At 58.4% G+C, this 14,315-nt stretch carries 22 protein-coding genes; 7 read left to right on the top strand and 15 right to left on the bottom strand.

What is annotated here, in order from left to right; translation table 11 throughout:
* Window positions 1-84 precede the first annotated feature (84 nt).
* The gene (locus tag ACN8ZM_RS40045; protein ID WP_420213415.1) at window positions 85-627 is read left to right on the top strand and encodes a hypothetical protein; all 543 of its coding nucleotides are present in this window, start codon (window positions 85-87) and stop codon (window positions 625-627) included.
* A 137-nt stretch (window positions 628-764) separates the two neighbouring features.
* On the top strand, window positions 765-1,607 hold the full coding sequence (locus tag ACN8ZM_RS40040) for an N-6 DNA methylase (protein WP_420213414.1): 843 nt from the start codon (window positions 765-767) through the stop codon (window positions 1,605-1,607).
* Window positions 1,608-1,696: 89 nt separating this feature from the next.
* Here ACN8ZM_RS40040 and ACN8ZM_RS40035 read toward each other — a convergent pair whose 3' ends face one another.
* The 5 genes from ACN8ZM_RS40035 to ACN8ZM_RS40015 all read right to left on the bottom strand — a co-directional run bounded on the left by ACN8ZM_RS40035 (window position 1,697) and on the right by ACN8ZM_RS40015 (window position 6,425).
* Window positions 1,697-2,071, bottom strand: a complete 375-nt coding sequence (locus ACN8ZM_RS40035; RefSeq protein WP_420213413.1) for a TrfB-related DNA-binding protein — start codon at window positions 2,069-2,071, stop codon at window positions 1,697-1,699.
* Window positions 2,072-2,105: 34 nt separating this feature from the next.
* Window positions 2,106-3,341, bottom strand: coding sequence for a ParB/RepB/Spo0J family partition protein (locus ACN8ZM_RS40030; RefSeq protein WP_420213412.1), 1,236 nt, complete (start codon window positions 3,339-3,341; stop codon window positions 2,106-2,108).
* Entirely contained in the window at window positions 3,342-4,214 is an 873-nt protein-coding gene (locus ACN8ZM_RS40025; RefSeq protein WP_420213411.1) for a ParA family protein, read from the bottom strand.
* A gap of 1,049 nt (window positions 4,215-5,263) precedes the next feature.
* Window positions 5,264-5,455, bottom strand: coding sequence for a hypothetical protein (locus ACN8ZM_RS40020; RefSeq protein WP_420213410.1), 192 nt, complete (start codon window positions 5,453-5,455; stop codon window positions 5,264-5,266).
* A gap of 37 nt (window positions 5,456-5,492) precedes the next feature.
* Window positions 5,493-6,425 carry a tetratricopeptide repeat protein gene (locus tag ACN8ZM_RS40015; protein ID WP_420213409.1) on the bottom strand — a complete coding sequence of 311 codons (933 nt, stop codon included), beginning with the start codon at window positions 6,423-6,425 and terminating at the stop codon, window positions 5,493-5,495.
* Window positions 6,426-6,545: 120 nt separating this feature from the next.
* Between ACN8ZM_RS40015 and ACN8ZM_RS40010 the strand changes: the two genes are divergently transcribed.
* The 5 genes from ACN8ZM_RS40010 (at window position 6,546) to ACN8ZM_RS39990 (ending at window position 8,858) form a co-directional block, all read left to right on the top strand.
* Entirely contained in the window at window positions 6,546-6,911 is a 366-nt protein-coding gene (locus ACN8ZM_RS40010) for a hypothetical protein (RefSeq protein WP_420213408.1), read from the top strand.
* On the top strand, window positions 6,908-7,843 hold the full coding sequence (locus ACN8ZM_RS40005) for a S49 family peptidase (RefSeq protein ID WP_420213407.1): 936 nt from the start codon (window positions 6,908-6,910) through the stop codon (window positions 7,841-7,843). The genes ACN8ZM_RS40010 and ACN8ZM_RS40005 overlap by 4 nt, the downstream gene beginning before the upstream one ends.
* A 23-nt stretch (window positions 7,844-7,866) precedes the next feature.
* Window positions 7,867-8,088: a hypothetical protein gene (locus ACN8ZM_RS40000; RefSeq protein WP_420213406.1), complete on the top strand. Its 222-nt coding sequence runs from the start codon at window positions 7,867-7,869 to the stop codon at window positions 8,086-8,088.
* 193 nt (window positions 8,089-8,281) lie between these two features.
* Window positions 8,282-8,566, top strand: a complete 285-nt coding sequence (locus ACN8ZM_RS39995) for a hypothetical protein (protein ID WP_420213405.1) — start codon at window positions 8,282-8,284, stop codon at window positions 8,564-8,566.
* 103 nt (window positions 8,567-8,669) lie between these two features.
* Window positions 8,670-8,858 (top strand): hypothetical protein, encoded by a 189-nt coding sequence (locus ACN8ZM_RS39990; RefSeq protein ID WP_420213404.1) that lies wholly within the window; start codon window positions 8,670-8,672, stop codon window positions 8,856-8,858.
* 620 nt (window positions 8,859-9,478) lie between these two features.
* On the opposite strand, the gene ACN8ZM_RS39985 is transcribed toward ACN8ZM_RS39990, so the two are convergent.
* The 10 genes from ACN8ZM_RS39985 to ACN8ZM_RS39940 all read right to left on the bottom strand — a co-directional run bounded on the left by ACN8ZM_RS39985 (window position 9,479) and on the right by ACN8ZM_RS39940 (window position 14,313).
* Window positions 9,479-10,123, bottom strand: a complete 645-nt coding sequence (locus tag ACN8ZM_RS39985; protein ID WP_420213403.1) for a DUF6904 family protein — start codon at window positions 10,121-10,123, stop codon at window positions 9,479-9,481.
* Between the two features lie 61 nt (window positions 10,124-10,184).
* A complete protein-coding gene (locus tag ACN8ZM_RS39980) occupies window positions 10,185-10,412 on the bottom strand; it encodes a hypothetical protein (RefSeq protein WP_420213402.1) in 228 nt (75 codons plus the stop codon).
* A 613-nt stretch (window positions 10,413-11,025) separates the two neighbouring features.
* Window positions 11,026-11,370: a hypothetical protein gene (locus ACN8ZM_RS39975; RefSeq protein ID WP_420213401.1), complete on the bottom strand. Its 345-nt coding sequence runs from the start codon at window positions 11,368-11,370 to the stop codon at window positions 11,026-11,028.
* 21 nt (window positions 11,371-11,391) lie between these two features.
* Complete coding sequence (locus ACN8ZM_RS39970; protein ID WP_420213400.1) at window positions 11,392-11,700, bottom strand: hypothetical protein; 309 nt, start codon at window positions 11,698-11,700, stop codon at window positions 11,392-11,394.
* Window positions 11,701-11,735: 35 nt separating this feature from the next.
* Entirely contained in the window at window positions 11,736-12,008 is a 273-nt protein-coding gene (locus ACN8ZM_RS39965; RefSeq protein WP_420213399.1) for a hypothetical protein, read from the bottom strand.
* A gap of 22 nt (window positions 12,009-12,030) precedes the next feature.
* Window positions 12,031-12,396, bottom strand: a complete 366-nt coding sequence (locus tag ACN8ZM_RS39960; RefSeq protein ID WP_420213398.1) for a hypothetical protein — start codon at window positions 12,394-12,396, stop codon at window positions 12,031-12,033.
* A gap of 320 nt (window positions 12,397-12,716) precedes the next feature.
* Window positions 12,717-13,496 (bottom strand): hypothetical protein, encoded by a 780-nt coding sequence (locus ACN8ZM_RS39955; RefSeq protein WP_420213397.1) that lies wholly within the window; start codon window positions 13,494-13,496, stop codon window positions 12,717-12,719.
* A gap of 13 nt (window positions 13,497-13,509) precedes the next feature.
* Window positions 13,510-13,734: a hypothetical protein gene (locus tag ACN8ZM_RS39950; protein WP_420213396.1), complete on the bottom strand. Its 225-nt coding sequence runs from the start codon at window positions 13,732-13,734 to the stop codon at window positions 13,510-13,512.
* Between the two features lie 12 nt (window positions 13,735-13,746).
* A complete protein-coding gene (locus tag ACN8ZM_RS39945) occupies window positions 13,747-13,986 on the bottom strand; it encodes a hypothetical protein (protein WP_420213395.1) in 240 nt (79 codons plus the stop codon).
* 18 nt (window positions 13,987-14,004) lie between these two features.
* Window positions 14,005-14,313 carry a hypothetical protein gene (locus tag ACN8ZM_RS39940; RefSeq protein WP_420213394.1) on the bottom strand — a complete coding sequence of 103 codons (309 nt, stop codon included), beginning with the start codon at window positions 14,311-14,313 and terminating at the stop codon, window positions 14,005-14,007.
* Window positions 14,314-14,315: the final 2 nt, after the last annotated feature.

Genomic DNA, 14,315 nt, shown 5'->3' with positions numbered 1-14,315 from the left:
TCAACGTCCGTCTCTCCATTCCACTTGCGACAGCACATCTCCGAATACTACGACTTTGCCGCAAGGCACCTTAGGAGATCCACCATGCTGAAGCAAACCTTTGTACATAAGGCAGTTCCGAACTATGGTGTCCGACTCGCCCCGCGCTCGGTAGCCCCCAAAGCAGGAGGGAGCTTCCGAAACATCCAACCGGAGACGCCCGCACCTTCGACGGTTACGCCCAAGGAAAGATCGGCGCCGCGACAACGTCCGGGCACGCCCGTGCATTCGAGCGATCAACGGACCGTCTGTTTGTTCGAATCCGGAGGTCGCCGCTCCGGTGCAGCTACCGTCTTCGAGGGAGGCGTGATCAGCGGTGTGCTGAACGCGGACAACTCGGTGACACTTCATACCAGTGCGTTGAGCCACACCGACGCTCGATTGTTCGCTGACGGTCAGCTTCTTCCGGCGCCGAAGAGAACTGGCCGTTCACCGGACTTTCGAGGTCATCTCGACGTACCGTTCGACTCGAATTTCGAGACGATCGAATACACCGACGACGTTGCTGGCTGGTGGAAGGTAACGAGGGGAGGGACGCTGTATCTCTTCCTCGTGCTGACTCGCCGTCAAAAGGTGACGAAGCGCTAGGGCACCTCCAGCGCAAACTGTCTTGACCCATAGCCCGCGCGATACCTCGGTATCCACGGGCTTTTTTCATTTCCCGTTCCACTCATCCCCCCGCATTTCAGGTCGCTCTGCCTTTCAACCTCCTCGGGAGATCGACCTTGACCCTTGCAGCCCACCTGACCGCTGAACACCATGAAAAGCGCCTCCTCGGCCTCCTCAACCACTTCTCATATAACCACCGCGTCTCGACCGTCTTCTCAGACTTCATCGAGATGTCAGCGCTCGCAATCAGCAACGCCGTTGATCGTGCCCAGTATCACGCGCGCGAAACGCAATGGAGCAAGATCAACGGACGCTATTCGAAAGAAGAGGCCGCACGCTTTCCTGCGATGCTAGGCGAGCTGACGATGGCCTTCGAGCGGCGTGTCGAAGCGCTTCAGGCATGCGGCGAGTGCGACGGCGCGATCCCCCTCTCGTGTGACCTTGCCGACGTCCTCGGCGCCACTTTCATGGCATTGGAGGCGGGAAACACACGGGCAGGGCAGTTCTTCACCCCATACGAAGTATCGGTGCTAATGGCCGACATGACGCTGCAGGACGTCGGCCGGACGATCGAGGAGAATGGTTTCGTCACTCTCCTCGAGCCAGCCGTTGGGGCGGGTGGCATGGTGATTGCGGCCGCCGAAGCAATTCACGCGCGTGGCTTCAATTACCAGCAGGTGATGCATGCGACCTGCGTTGACGTGGATCTGCGCTGCGTACATATGACGTATCTCCAACTCTCGCTGCTACACATCCCGGCGATAGTCGTCCATGGGAACTCGCTGACAGTGGAGGAGTGGAGTACCTGGTACACGCCAGCGCACGTGCTCGGGGGTTGGAGCCGTAGATTGCGACGTGCGCCGGTCGCAGAAAAGCTTGAAAGAGCTCGAGCAGCCAGTCCCCAAGGACCATCCGATGCATCGAATAGCGAAATCGAGACATCGACCTCAACAAGATAGCCCATGAAGACCTAAGACCCGTCCTCGGAAACGTCCGTGGCGGGTCATTTACTTGCCGGGCGGACACCTTCATCAGCCGTGCTGCGAAACTACCCAGACTTCTTCGAACGCGCCTTCGACTTTCCAGAGGCTGGGGGATTTGTGAAGTATTCGATGCGTCGCGCCTCGACTCTCTCCCGAAAATCTTCCAGCAGGTCGGCAGGCGCAATCACCTGCGCAGTGATCCACTCCGGCGGGTACATCGCGTGCGCGAGGTAGTCTGTGTAGACCTTCGAGGCAATCTGCCCCAGTCGCTGCCTAGTCAAACCGTAGGTCTCCACCAGGTCAGTTGGACGCCGGCCCTCAACGAGCAGAGCTTTTGCGATCGCTCGGGTTTTCTCGCTCATGCGAGGGCTCTTCGCGATCGCCAGCGCGAATTGCTCCTCAGATAGCCTGATCGTGGAAAAATTTTCGTAGTTCAGCATGCGTGTCGGGCTGATGCGCGCAAGCCGGCGTGGGTTAAGCGAATGCCACCGGACACTCGACCTCGATCTTCGTGAGGCCCACAGCCGCCAAGCGCAGTAGTAGATCCTCAAGGTTACCAAATTTCTCCTCCGCTGAACCGAGCACCGTCTCCGCTACCCACAAGCCGTCAAGCTTGCGCACGACCGCGGCTTCACCCTCGACCACCGCCTTGGCAAAGGACGCAAGTGAAAGAGTCGAATCTCCCGCCAGCGCGCCTTCGTCCCCTGAAGTAAGGTTGGGCAGTTCCCGAGTGGCCGCACCGAGGTCGTCGACCGGCCCGGCCGCCCCGGCGGATTCAACATCCCGCGTTCCGTCATGCGAACTCGGCGCGGTCTCGACTACGTCGGTGGCGTCGCTGCGCGGGCTATGGGCGCCGCTGGCCTCCTCGAGCGTCGACGCACGGCTCGCCAGAACCTCCCCACGACCACTTCCCGCCACGGCAGCCGAATCGGACGCGGTTGCCTGCGTCGCACGACTATCCGTGTTCCCTCCGACCTGAGTCGTTCCACCGGCCTGCTTGGTCTGCTTGGTCTGCTTGATCGCATTGCGCACGGCCTGCCGCACGTTAAGGCTCGGATCCGCTTTTGCTGCGTCAACGACCTGTTTTGCTGCATCGACGTCACGCTTCTCGAGCTTCGCAATCTCGTTGATGGTCGACACGTCTCCGGTGACGCCGGCGGTGACTGCCTCTTTCGCGACGCCGTCTGCCTCGATCGCCTCGACGAATTTCAGGCGTTCGTGAATCCAGTTGATCGACTTGGTCCAGAGCTCGGCGACTTGCTCCAATGTACCCAACCGATCGTAGTCGTCCTTGACTGCCTCCGCGACTTCCGCTTGTGTGAGGTCTTCACGTTGCAAGTTCTCGGAGATCTGCACCCTGCGGGCTTCTTCCCACGTTAGATTCCGCACAACTGCGAGGAGGTCAAAATTGCCCAACTCACATGCAAGCTTCCGACGTTCTCCCGCGACAAGCAGGAATTCCGAAATTCCTTCCGGATCCGGGATGACGGTCGCGGCCTGAATTTGCCCGTTCTTCTCTATGTCGGCCGCAAGTTCAAGAAGCGCCTCGCGCTTGAACCCGGGATTCGCTTTACCCCGAATCTGCTTCTGGACGCGAATACGCGAAGGATGGATCAGCTGAGGGATAGAGACCCCGGCGGCGGTCGCCTCGATCGAACGTTGAACTGACGACGCCTTCTTGATGCTTCGCGCAAATACACTTTCTTTCATTTAGGCCTCCTTCGTGATACCGAGACGACCGAAGACCTCCGCGCACGCGGCGATCATCTCTTTCGCGGCCACGCGCTGCGCGCCGGCGCTCGCGCCACGCCAGACGGGGCGTCCTTGCGCGAGCGACGTGGACACGCTCACGCGGTCCATCACCACCTGCTTGAGAATCAAATCACCGAATTCCTGGCGCATTGCCGCTACACCCCCGAGCTCGCTCGGCGACTTGCTGTTGATCTTGCACATCAGAAACCCGACCTGCTTCAGATTCGGGTTGAACTCCCGCTTGATCGAATCAAGCGTCTGTTGCAACTTCGCAATCCGCGCCATCGTAAAGACGGAAATATTCGTCGGCGTAACGACAGCATCCACCGAGCACAGCACTCCGAGTGCCCGCCGCGCGAGGTGGGGAGGGGTATCGATAATGCAAATGTCAAAGTCAGCCGCCATGCTCGCGAGCCCGTCGTCAAACGGCAGTGTCAGTCGCTCCTGAATCTCGCCGAAGAGACTACGCATGCGAGTGATGTCAAACGCGCCATCCGGCTTGCCGAGCTCGACCTCGAGCTCGGCAAGTACGTCGACCGGCAAGTCATGAAGGTCAAGCAAATCCGGCTCAGCGTCGACGACGGACAAGCGATCGCCCACCTGGCGAGGCCGGAGCCCACGCGGGTTCCCCCGAAAAATCTCACCTGTCGTCAGTGCGTGCGCCGCGGCAGAAACAGCGGTCTGCGGAAACACCTCCGACACGTCACCTTCGTCGGCATCCACGAGCGCCGTTCGCAAACCCAGCTCATTCGCCGCGTAGTCAGCGAGGTGCACCGCCGTTGTGGTCTTTCCAACGCCACCCTTCTGATTCGTCACCGCTACTTTAAGCATCTGGAGTTCCCCGGTTAGGATCCGCCGCCAAACGCGGCCTGACGGTTGAATACTATTTCTCGCGAAATAGTTTGTCAATATTTTGTGCCGCGATCTTCGCCGAGGCGAAGCGAGTTCCCGCATGCGTGAATTCGGAGGCGACTCTATCGGAGGATGTCGAAATGCAGAAACGCCGCGCTGTGCGCGGCGTTGAGGAAGCACAATGGGCTAAATCGCACGGGGAACGCGTTTAGGAGGCAACTATTCCGACCACGTTCGACGCACTGTGTCAGGAACCTCTGCTTCGGCCCGTCTAATCCGACGCTCGGCGTAGCCGGCCGCGGTCGACACCACTGCTGTTGAGAAACTCGCTGCCTGATCGAATGGCAACTGGTCTTTTCTAACACTCACGTATGCGGCCAACTGGTCGGGAGAGGCTCGCTTGACAGTCACTCTCAAGCCTGATGCGTCAATTCGACCGAGATCGAAGCCTTCGGGTACGATCCGCGGCGCCGCGGCGTCAAGATGGTCGGACCAGGAATAGTAGGCAACGCGAAGCCCCCACCGAAGCTCGCTCGCCCCGACAACCTGCGCGGCTCGACCGACTAGGGCAAAAGAGCACTGGGCGTCACCCTGATAATCACTCGAACGAAGGAACCCCGGACGCGCGTTGCCCCAACAGCTCATCTCTTTCACACCGTCCGGAAGCACAACTCGACTCTGTCGCATCACCTCCGTCAGCGCAGCGCTGTACTGCGACGACAGTTCGTTCGAACCGTGCCCAGATGCAACGTCGCCTTGTCCGGAGCTATCATTTTTGCAGCCAGCGACCAGTGCCAACATGCAGCATGCGGCGATGAGGGTGTTCTTCACCAATTCAATCACCTCTTCCCTTGTCCATAAGGAACCCAATCAGCTTCAGATTCGGGTTGAACGCCCACTTGATCGAATCAAACGTCCGCTGCAGTCCTCCGATCCACGCCCCGGATCGATATCGGCCTAACTCGGGCCAACTCGTGGCAGTCCGGACCGAGCCGGAAAGTGACGGGAGGTCCCAATGTCCACCGACCTTATCGTTTAAACGCCTTCCCTACCTCGTCTTCGAATTCCTTACGTTGCTCCGGTGTCCAACTTGCATTTCGGATCTCGAATTCGATACGAGCCGCCGCAAAGACGTTCGCGAGCATCATCTGGCGCCCGATATACCAAAGTGCTGACCCTACCAAGATGCCTACCGTAAAAATCGCGATACCAACGTCCATTTCCTCGATCTCCTATCGTTCAAAGGCTTTCAATGGGTCAGCCGGTCAACAGATCCGGCACATCTTCGTTCAACGGCGCGTTGTACTCGACGTGTGGCGGAATCTTCATATGTCCGGTAATCCAGAGGCGCGCAGATTGCTTGACTCGTTGCTGCATCGGCTTCTCGAGGTTCTCCAACATCGCGTCTGCTGCTGCGCGATAGCGGGGCGCACCGGTCGCCGCAATCCAGAGCCACTGGGCCGCGGAAAATAGATTGCGCTCCTGATAGTCGTTGCCGGTGGCATTCAACGAAGCAAGGTAGTACATCGCGTCGCGGTCCCATTTCTCCGCAGAACGCTGCAGTTGCACCAGTCCGTCGAAGTAGTTCTTCTCCGCGCCATTTCCTTCGATGAGCGCCACGCCCCATTTGAGCAAGGCTGTCGGCTCGCCGGCGCCCGCCGCTTTCCTGTACCAGAGCATCGCTTCCCGCAAATCGACTGGCACCGTCCGAAACCCCTTCTCGTAGATCGTCGCAAGGTGCATCACCGCGGGAAGGAACACCTTGTCGGTCGACGTGATCGCGGCCGCCCGAAACCACCGGACAGCGAGATCCGGCTGGGGCGTTCCAGAGTTATCGAGCCCCCACAGGAAAATCAGCCCAAGGTTGTACGCTGCGAATACGTTCCCAGATATCGAGCCCTCCGGCGTCATCTTCCCGGCAGCAATCGAATACGCCTTCTTCGCGATCGGAATGCTGCCACCAGCCGGGTATCCCGGCTGCACCGCGATCGAAGTGCCAGGTGCGCGACCGATTTGATAGAGGTAGCCGAACTGCATCGTCGCCCATGGGTCGCCAGCCCGCGAGCTCTTCAGCAACTTGTCAAAGGCCTCTTGCGATCCATTCTGCGCGGCACGAAACAGCGCGAGCGCGTCTTTCTGATTCCCGCCAACAAGCCGATCAAGTAGGCCCGCCGCGGCCTGTCCCGACACGCTTGCGAGTCCCCACCCCAAACCACCCAGCACGACGCGTCGCCGGGTGATCGAAGCGTTTCTGCAATATCGCACCGCCGGATACCATTTTCTCGCTTTCATAGGGTAGGGGAGGCTGCCTTGGCCAAGAAGAACACTGTCACGCGCCGCATTATCGACCTGGTAATCGAGAATCCAGAAATGACGAGCGGAGAAATCGCAGCGCAGTTGTATGGCCGCGATCTCGAGCCTCGATCCGCGGAGGTGAAGCGTGTACGCGTCGCCTTGAACACTCTATGCAAGTTTCAGTGGCTCCGACGGTGCGTTATCGACGGGCGTGGCCGCTATCGCTTCAACCGCCGCCATCCACCGAAGAAAGACGCTGTCATCCATCGGCAACCCGTTTCGCCCTCGCCAGCTGTCGGCCGCCTCGCGTCGACTATGGCGCTATGGGGGCAGAGCAGGGTCAGCCGAACACACACCGAAACCATCGAGACCATCGAATGAAAAGCGAGCCCCATCTCAACGACATAAATCCTCAGGTCCAAATGATGGAACTGATGATCAGGGACCGGCGCGCCGATCGGCGCTTCAGGATCCTGCGCCTTGTGATCGTCGTATTGATCCCGGTCCTCGTGTTCGTCAGCAAGATCGATCTGGCTGGGCTTTCGATCGCGTGGCCGTCCTCGACACCACAGCTTGGCGTGATCCGTATCACCGGCACGGTCGGCAAAGGAAACGATCGCGCTGACGTGATCGTGCCGCAGCTGACGCGGGCGTTCACCGACCCCAATGTGAAAACAATCGCGTTGATGATTGATTCGGGCGGCGGTTCGCCCATCGATGCCGAACGGATCAACACCACGATCGATACGCTCAAGCGAGCGCACCAGAAGCCCGTCATCGCCGTCATCAATTCACTCGGTGCGTCTGCCGCGTATCTGATTGCGATGCACGCAGACAAGGTGGTGGCCGGCCGATTCTCCCTTGTTGGCTCGATCGGCGCGGTGATTGAGTCATGGAACGTGTCGGGCGCACTCCGTCGCTTTGACGTCGAGCAGCATGCCTACTCCTCAGGGCCACTCAAATCGATGTTGAATCCGTTCATTCCTTCCACACCGGTTGCCGATCAGAAAGCCCAGGCGCTCGTGAACGTTCTCGCAAAGGAGTTCGTCGACGAATTGATCCAACGACGTGGGCCCAAGCTGTCCGCCGACGTACGGTACGACACGGGGGAAGTATGGAACGGGGAGGCAGCGAAGCGCATTGGCCTCATCGACTCGATTGGCACGATCGAAGACATCGTTACCGAGCTGAAAGTCCAATACCCGAACCTTCGCACGCACGATTATGCGATTGACGGACCCGCGATCCGCTTTGGCCTCACCGACGCGATCGACGGTCTGCTGTCGATCACCGCAGGGCTGACGGTTCGTTAAACCCGACAAAAAGGAGGGGACTTATGCCAATGAATGAGGTGGATAGAAAACTAGATCTTATTGTCAGGAGAGGCGCTTTCTCGCTTGGATTCCTTTTGATGATCGCGGCTTTGCTGGTTGTAACTTATGACGCATGGCTTATTGTGCATTGGTCGCTGGATCGTGCAACGGCCGCGGGCTTTCTGATGGCCGGCAGCGTACTTGCGGCGGTCGCCATCAAGCTGGTCAAATGGTCGAGGCCGTAGACGAGAGCCGAGGTGTTGCGTAGCTCGATGTCTCGCGCCTGTTGCGCAAAATCCTGCCATGAGCCTTGATCTACCGTCGATCAGATGCCAGAAAACGCAACACCTCGAAACCTACCACTCAGGTTGATGTCGATGAGACGCCGGAAAACGCAACACCTGGAAACATACCGGCCTTGGAACTATCAGGAAAACCATGAACACGATCACGCTCGTTGGCTGTGTTGTCGTAGCCGTTCCCTCCAGTATTCACATGCTGCGTCCGGCCAGCCGAGCCGAAAAGGCGATTCTAGTTCGCCTTGCCGAAGGCGACGCGCAGTCCGAGGCTATGGTTGGCCGAATTGTCGCGAAATCGTGGTTGACGTTGACCGCCTACGATGCCGCGAAGCAATCAATAATTCGGCGACAGCGACGCCGGACGGTGGATGCTGCGCTCGCCGAATCTGCTGCGCGAAGCGCAGTGAACCACACCAAGCGCTAGGCGTAACGGAAAACGTACTGATGTCAAAGCCATGGACATTACAACTTAGCCGCTACAACTGACTTCTTCGTTAATTGTATTTATGTCAAATATAGGGGCCTGAATGAATAAACGATACACGCCGAACCATCTCTTCGTCTCGCTCATAGTCACCGCTGTGCTGTCGGCCAGCGCCGGCTTCTGGTTCTGCCTGCGCACGGAAGTGAACGACTGGCGCTTTATCGCAGGCCATTGGGAGCACGTTGCGGGCGTGTGGAAGCAAAGAGCCGTCGAACGGAGTCCTCACCAATGAATCACAAATGGAGTACCAAATAATGATGAGTTTCCTTGAACGACTTCGATTTCTCATGTGTGGAGGATCAGCGCCCGCTTGGGTCAAAGAGATGGAATTTCGTCACGCCCCAACCTTTCCGAACACGGGCATTTCGATCGAAGACGCCCATTCAATTTTGGCACGGGCAATTGCTGACGGTCACGGACGACGGCCGCTTAATATCGAGGTTGAATTCATCGATGGCTTGTTGTGTGGCCCACTCAGAGTTCCCGTCGATGTAATTCGACCCAACAGCGAACCGTTGTCGCGCGGAGATGCGTACTTGTCCATCCGCCCTGCTTCGTCTTTGGTTTGTCTCGGCGAAGATTCCTTCAGTGTTTGGGCCGCGACCAATGACGCGAAGGGTGGGGTCGACTAACCCACCGCTTATGCGAGCTTTGGCGTGGTGACTTCCTCGTTTTTCCCGCATGCGGAGACGCCACCGAAACATTTTCCGTCGAACACCTCGACGATGGCGTCTCCACCTTCGTCCAGCAACACACGCAAGCGTCCGTTCGGACTCGTCTCGTTAAGTCGAGCCGTGTGCCGTGAACTCGGCCAGCAGATCTCATGCATGGCTTTTCCCTTTCCGCTTTTGGCTACCACTTAGGGTCGTCCCATTCGACGCCGTCAAATGCGTCCAAGGTCTCGGGCGAAACGAGGTTTGCCACACCGTCGCGAACCCAGATTGGATAGAACGCTGGGTACATCGGATCAAGGCTCGCGAGCAAACCCGAAAGACCGCTTTTGCGTTGCGCCCTTGTCCACGCACAGAACTGCGCGCTGCGACTGGAGATCTTCTCCTCGGCCCATTCGTGGCGGGGATCGATACGGCGCCACTGCTCTATGATTGCTTGAGCTCGAGGGCCAAAGTCCGCGCGCAAGGCGGCCTCCATGAGGTCCTCGAGCAAAAACGTCATTCCCTGTTGCCGTTTGGTACTGTCGAAGAACGCCAACGACACGCGAAGTATCGAACACTGAAGTAGCGCAACGGGCCAAAGAATCTCTACTCCGAACGTGGTTCCGACCTCTGGATAACCTTCCGGTGGAGGCAGAATGCGACGTTGCCCTTCGTACGCCCTCCTAACGTCATATGCCAGGGACAAGAACTCCCCCTCCTTATCCTTTACCAGCACTGAGTTCTCGTTTACCTCATGCACGACCTCATGCAACTCGCGCAGAGAACTATAGTCGCCACACAGCAGCAGTCCGGCGTGATTCTTCAGCAGAGCGTACTGGAGCATGGTCTTCTCCGGTTCTTTTCCCGTGGAATTTTCATCGCGAGCTCGGCGTTCTCTGATTCCGTTAGTACGCGTTGAGCGCGCCGTTCCACAACTTCATCATGCGCGCAGCGTCCGCGCGCGACTCGGGGCTGTCCGGTCCCATCATCGCGACCGTCAGCTCGCTACCATCTTCGGCTTCCAACATTACCCATGGTATCGTCGGGTCGGCCACCGCAACCTTCGGCAGGCGTGTCGTGATCATCACTCGCTTTCGTGTGAACCTGGTTTCGTCAATCTGCATGATCTGCATCGCGAGATTTTCCTAAGCGTTGCGGATCACTTCGCCAAGACGCCGCAGTTCGTCGTGCGACCTTAGACGCAGGTGCTTTCCCGACAGTACAACCCCGTCGAACTCGACTTGGCTCACTGCCTTTGCCGCGATCTGTCCATGCGCGACGATCCACTGCGGACGGATCCGCGAGACAAGAAAAGCGAGCAAGCTATCGCGAGTATCGCTCCCCTTCAAATCTGATTGCCTCTTGGTCGGCTTCGCATACACGTTGGCCTCAAGGCACTTCAACGGCGCACAGCTCTCAGCTAGAACAGTTATCGCTCGACGCGTGTTACTCACCTCCCTCTGACCACGGGACGATCTTGCTGACCGGTAGTCGATCTCCCAAGTGGCACGATCGAAACCGAATCCATCACGCCAATATCGCCAAAAGGGTGTCCCGGTGTCTGTGGCGGGATTGCAGCCCACAATGAACACTCGACAGTCCAGCGGAGAGCCATCGCAAACGAAAGGGCGGAAGCCCTCAATCTCGGGCATTCGCTCACGCAGCGCCGTCGCGAAAAGATCAACTTCAGACATCGACCTCCCCGTCCCTAGCTAGGTTTCCGAAATGACGTCGGCGTCGAGTTTCCTATGCCCCGTGAGCAGCGCAGTAGCCACCAGCCGCGCACTGCGCCTTCCATTCATCCGGCTGTAACCAGGTCGCGCCTACGATGGTATTTCGACACTGCTTGCCCTGCTTCGTGCGGGCGGAGCAATAAACTGAACCTTGTGATTCGAGCCATTCGACGTACTCGGGCTTCGTGAGCCCCATCACGTCCGCGAACAATGCTTGCTTGTCCGTGGTGAGCAGCCATACTTGGCCTGGCGTCAAGGCCACCGTCGAGCTGCCGCCAAGTGAAGGCACGCCGACGACTAACTGGCACCCGGCAGCCTGTGCAACTTGCAGCGCCGCAATGAGATCAGACTTGTCCATTGTTCCTTGAATTCCGTTCGACTATTCTGGAAGTAGCCGTGCAATTGTCTCAGCGTCAAATCCGCTGTACAGCAAAGCTCGACGCGCGCGTTCGCGGTCGACACACTGCCCCTTATAGGATCGCAGGAATCCAACCACGGCGCTCCACCACAAGTGTTCTTCCTGCAGCCGTAAAATCGAAAGCGCAGCGGCGACCTCGCAGTTCGCATCCCCCGCATCACGCCATTCGCTGCCTAACAACAAACGGCTATAGCTCTCGAACCGCTTGTTCAGATCGTTGAACCCAGGAAGTAGTCGCAAATCCTCCTGCGGGCCTTCCGGAGCGCCCATCGCGATCCAATACCGACGGCCAGTGTGCCAATATCCTACTCCGTCGATGCTGCATAGCAGGCCGTCCCTATACTTCTGCGGCATAGCTGGCTCGTCATTACGAGAGAAAAATTCGAGCTGAGAGCCTCGATTTCTTTGAAGGCTGGAATCAGTCGCTCGACAAAGACTGGTCGTAGCGGTGATTCCAGCACGGCTTCGCGAGCTTCCCGCAGCGAGGCTTTGGATCGTTCCAAGGCCAACTCGACTCGCTCGAACTCCCAAAGCATTTCTTGTTCGAAGTCATCCACCCCTGATGGATCGTCAGTCATCGTGCTGTCCTCTTTTCCGCGCTCAGAGGTCGATGAGCGCATTGCCGTTAACAGCGCAGACGATGAATCGCGCAATCAAGAGCGCATCCGTCATATCCGGCACTCCGAAATCTAAGGGCAACTCGATGTTCTCAGGACCAGGCATCTGGAAGGACTCACCTATGTGAAAATGGATGCAGAGGTGGTTACCTCCGCCATCCGCCCAATGCAGCCCAAGTGCTTCCGCACCGCAATGACGGTGCGGCATCAACGAAGCTTGTCGCGGCTCGACCGGCAGGCGGGCTACTATGTCTCTGCCAAGTAGATCGACCAGTTGCTGAACCGAAGCGCTCGCCACCGGTGACTTGTCCGGGCCAGCGTCGACTAAGGCGAAAATTTCAGTGTCCATACCGCTTTTCCTTTTCAACGTGCCGCGACGTGCGTCGGCATCTTGTTCACCCTGCGGCGCTAGGCGAGTTCGCCGATGCCGCACAACCCGCCCACTGTGCGTCCGTGTTTCAGAATCCACGCCTTCATAAGGTCTCTTCCGTTTTCCGGCTCAGTCATCCAGGCGTTTGTCACCGACTTTCAAGTGCGGGTCCGTGACACAGCGATTCATCAGCCGCTTCGAGCGCAACATCATTCGCTGGCACGAGGCGCGGCCACGCGTGGAACTGCACGAACGAACAGCACCACACCCCCGGGGTACCCTTTAGTTGCGGTGCATTGCTACATGAGCTCGAACGGAGAGAGAACGCCGGCGAGCCCTCCATGCCCATCGTCGACGAGCCATAGTGTTGCGCCGTCAGAGTTCACGCCTTGAAGGAGTTCCGCAACGTCATCGTCCGGCCCGACAAGCTGCGCATCGACGAGAAGAAGCTGACCGTCGCCCCGCTTGGCGGCATCTTCAATGGAGCATGCGAGAGCCTCCCTCCTCGGATGCCCGCCCCGTGGCAAAAACTTCGCCATGGACACTTCCGGGAGCAGTTTCCAGCGGCCATCGATGTTGACCGGAAGGTTCGTGAACGAATGCGTAAGCATCATTTGCCGCGCGTAAGCCACGGGTTGCCATGGCTTTACCGTGACCGCGTCGCGGACCATGAAATCTTGCACTCTCGTGCGCGCGTGTTCCTGCTCCCGCATCACCCCCTCCTCCAACCCAATGCTTAATTCGATTGCCGCGGCTGTTACATGACGCGCATAGACACCTGTATGCATCGCATCGTTTCTCGCCGCCTGCACGGCCCTGTACAGCGCATCAAAGCGCGAGAAAAGCGCCGGGAAGAGCTCGGGCATGTCGATTAGGATGATCGAGTCGTTGGCGATATCTCGGATCCTGTCGAAGTACTTCCCCATGTTCTCTTCCTTGTCGGAAAGGCGCAAGCCGATCGCCTCGACGACAAAGCAAATCTCGCTGAACGCTTCCGCGTCCGCTAGTGCGGCATACCGAGCCGCACGCAGGCGATCCCGATAGTGAAGTCGCTCGTCCCACGTAAGGGTCGGTCGCATCTCTTTTCCTCGATCACAACGGCTTCGCCAGAACAGCCTTCCGATACTGCGAACGCAGCAGCAGGTCGGGCACTGGCGCGAACACCTCTGCCATGAACTGCAACTCAACGCAGGATGCAATCCCGTGCTTCGGCGCAGCGCGATCAAACGCTGCACGCGCCGCTTCAAGCTGCGTCTTGTCCTGGGCCGCTACGGCGCGAATCGATGCCCGTTCGGCGCGGGTGAGAATCTCGTTCATGTTTTCGAATCGTTACGCTTCCGCTTCCACACGAGCCAAGATTGCCTTCGCTTTCGCGCGGGCCTCGTCAACTTCGTCGCCGTCCAGCATCTCTTCCAGAAGCTCGTTGACCGTGATTTCGTCTTCTAGCGACAACGCTGTGATGCGGCCGCCGTGGAAGTTCCCCGACACCGGAAGCGCAGCCGTTACCGCCCCGCGCTGCTCCGGATCATCCGGCAACTGAATCACGACCGTCAGGTAGTCTTTCGGCATCTCGTTTCTCCCGTTTTCTTACCCTTCGTATTCGTTGCTGTGTCGCCTGGTAACGCCGTTCGCATCCGTCAATGTCAGCTCGAACTTATTCATGTCGGGGCGAACCGAAAATGCCTTGCTCTGATCGTACGAGTGAAAGCTCAGCGCAACCGTGGCACCCGTGGCGTCGACGAGCTCGAAGTCGTAATCTAAGCTCCAACGATTGTTGCCTTGCCCGCCGACCATTCCATGCGCCTCGGCACCTCGGATCGCGATGCCGAACGAGCACTCACGGCATGCCTGGTCGATAAGCGCGCGTAGCTTGTTGAACGTCTCGCTCGCATTCATAT

Source organism: Burkholderia aenigmatica (genome assembly GCF_048627025.1).
GTDB lineage: Bacteria > Pseudomonadota > Gammaproteobacteria > Burkholderiales > Burkholderiaceae > Burkholderia > Burkholderia aenigmatica.
Note: the sequence above shows the minus strand (reverse complement) of the source record. Positions and strands in the feature narration are given on the sequence as shown.

Bases quoted from the DNA above. Each gene is read 5' to 3' on its own strand.
- ACN8ZM_RS39975 (WP_420213401.1), bottom strand. From the start codon at position 11,370: ATGGACAAGTCTGATCTCATTGCGGCGCTGCAAGTTGCACAGGCTGCC.
- ACN8ZM_RS39960 (WP_420213398.1), bottom strand. From the start codon at position 12,396: ATGGACACTGAAATTTTCGCCTTAGTCGACGCTGGCCCGGACAAGTCA.
- ACN8ZM_RS39970 (WP_420213400.1), bottom strand. From the start codon at position 11,700: ATGGGCGCTCCGGAAGGCCCGCAGGAGGATTTGCGACTACTTCCTGGG.
- ACN8ZM_RS39965 (WP_420213399.1), bottom strand. From the start codon at position 12,008: ATGACTGACGATCCATCAGGGGTGGATGACTTCGAACAAGAAATGCTT.
- ACN8ZM_RS40000 (WP_420213406.1), top strand. From the start codon at position 7,867: ATGCCAATGAATGAGGTGGATAGAAAACTAGATCTTATTGTCAGGAGA.
- ACN8ZM_RS40035 (WP_420213413.1), bottom strand. From the start codon at position 2,071: ATGCTGAACTACGAAAATTTTTCCACGATCAGGCTATCTGAGGAGCAA.
- ACN8ZM_RS39990 (WP_420213404.1), top strand. From the start codon at position 8,670: ATGAATAAACGATACACGCCGAACCATCTCTTCGTCTCGCTCATAGTC.
- ACN8ZM_RS39955 (WP_420213397.1), bottom strand. From the start codon at position 13,496: ATGCGACCGACCCTTACGTGGGACGAGCGACTTCACTATCGGGATCGC.
- ACN8ZM_RS39995 (WP_420213405.1), top strand. From the start codon at position 8,282: ATGAACACGATCACGCTCGTTGGCTGTGTTGTCGTAGCCGTTCCCTCC.
- ACN8ZM_RS39980 (WP_420213402.1), bottom strand. From the start codon at position 10,412: ATGCAGATCATGCAGATTGACGAAACCAGGTTCACACGAAAGCGAGTG.
- ACN8ZM_RS39985 (WP_420213403.1), bottom strand. From the start codon at position 10,123: ATGCTCCAGTACGCTCTGCTGAAGAATCACGCCGGACTGCTGCTGTGT.
- ACN8ZM_RS40030 (WP_420213412.1), bottom strand. From the start codon at position 3,341: ATGAAAGAAAGTGTATTTGCGCGAAGCATCAAGAAGGCGTCGTCAGTT.
- ACN8ZM_RS40005 (WP_420213407.1), top strand. From the start codon at position 6,908: ATGAAAAGCGAGCCCCATCTCAACGACATAAATCCTCAGGTCCAAATG.
- ACN8ZM_RS39945 (WP_420213395.1), bottom strand. From the start codon at position 13,986: ATGCCGAAAGACTACCTGACGGTCGTGATTCAGTTGCCGGATGATCCG.
- ACN8ZM_RS39950 (WP_420213396.1), bottom strand. From the start codon at position 13,734: ATGAACGAGATTCTCACCCGCGCCGAACGGGCATCGATTCGCGCCGTA.
- ACN8ZM_RS40025 (WP_420213411.1), bottom strand. From the start codon at position 4,214: ATGCTTAAAGTAGCGGTGACGAATCAGAAGGGTGGCGTTGGAAAGACC.
- ACN8ZM_RS40020 (WP_420213410.1), bottom strand. From the start codon at position 5,455: ATGGACGTTGGTATCGCGATTTTTACGGTAGGCATCTTGGTAGGGTCA.
- ACN8ZM_RS40045 (WP_420213415.1), top strand. From the start codon at position 85: ATGCTGAAGCAAACCTTTGTACATAAGGCAGTTCCGAACTATGGTGTC.
- ACN8ZM_RS39940 (WP_420213394.1), bottom strand. From the start codon at position 14,313: ATGAATGCGAGCGAGACGTTCAACAAGCTACGCGCGCTTATCGACCAG.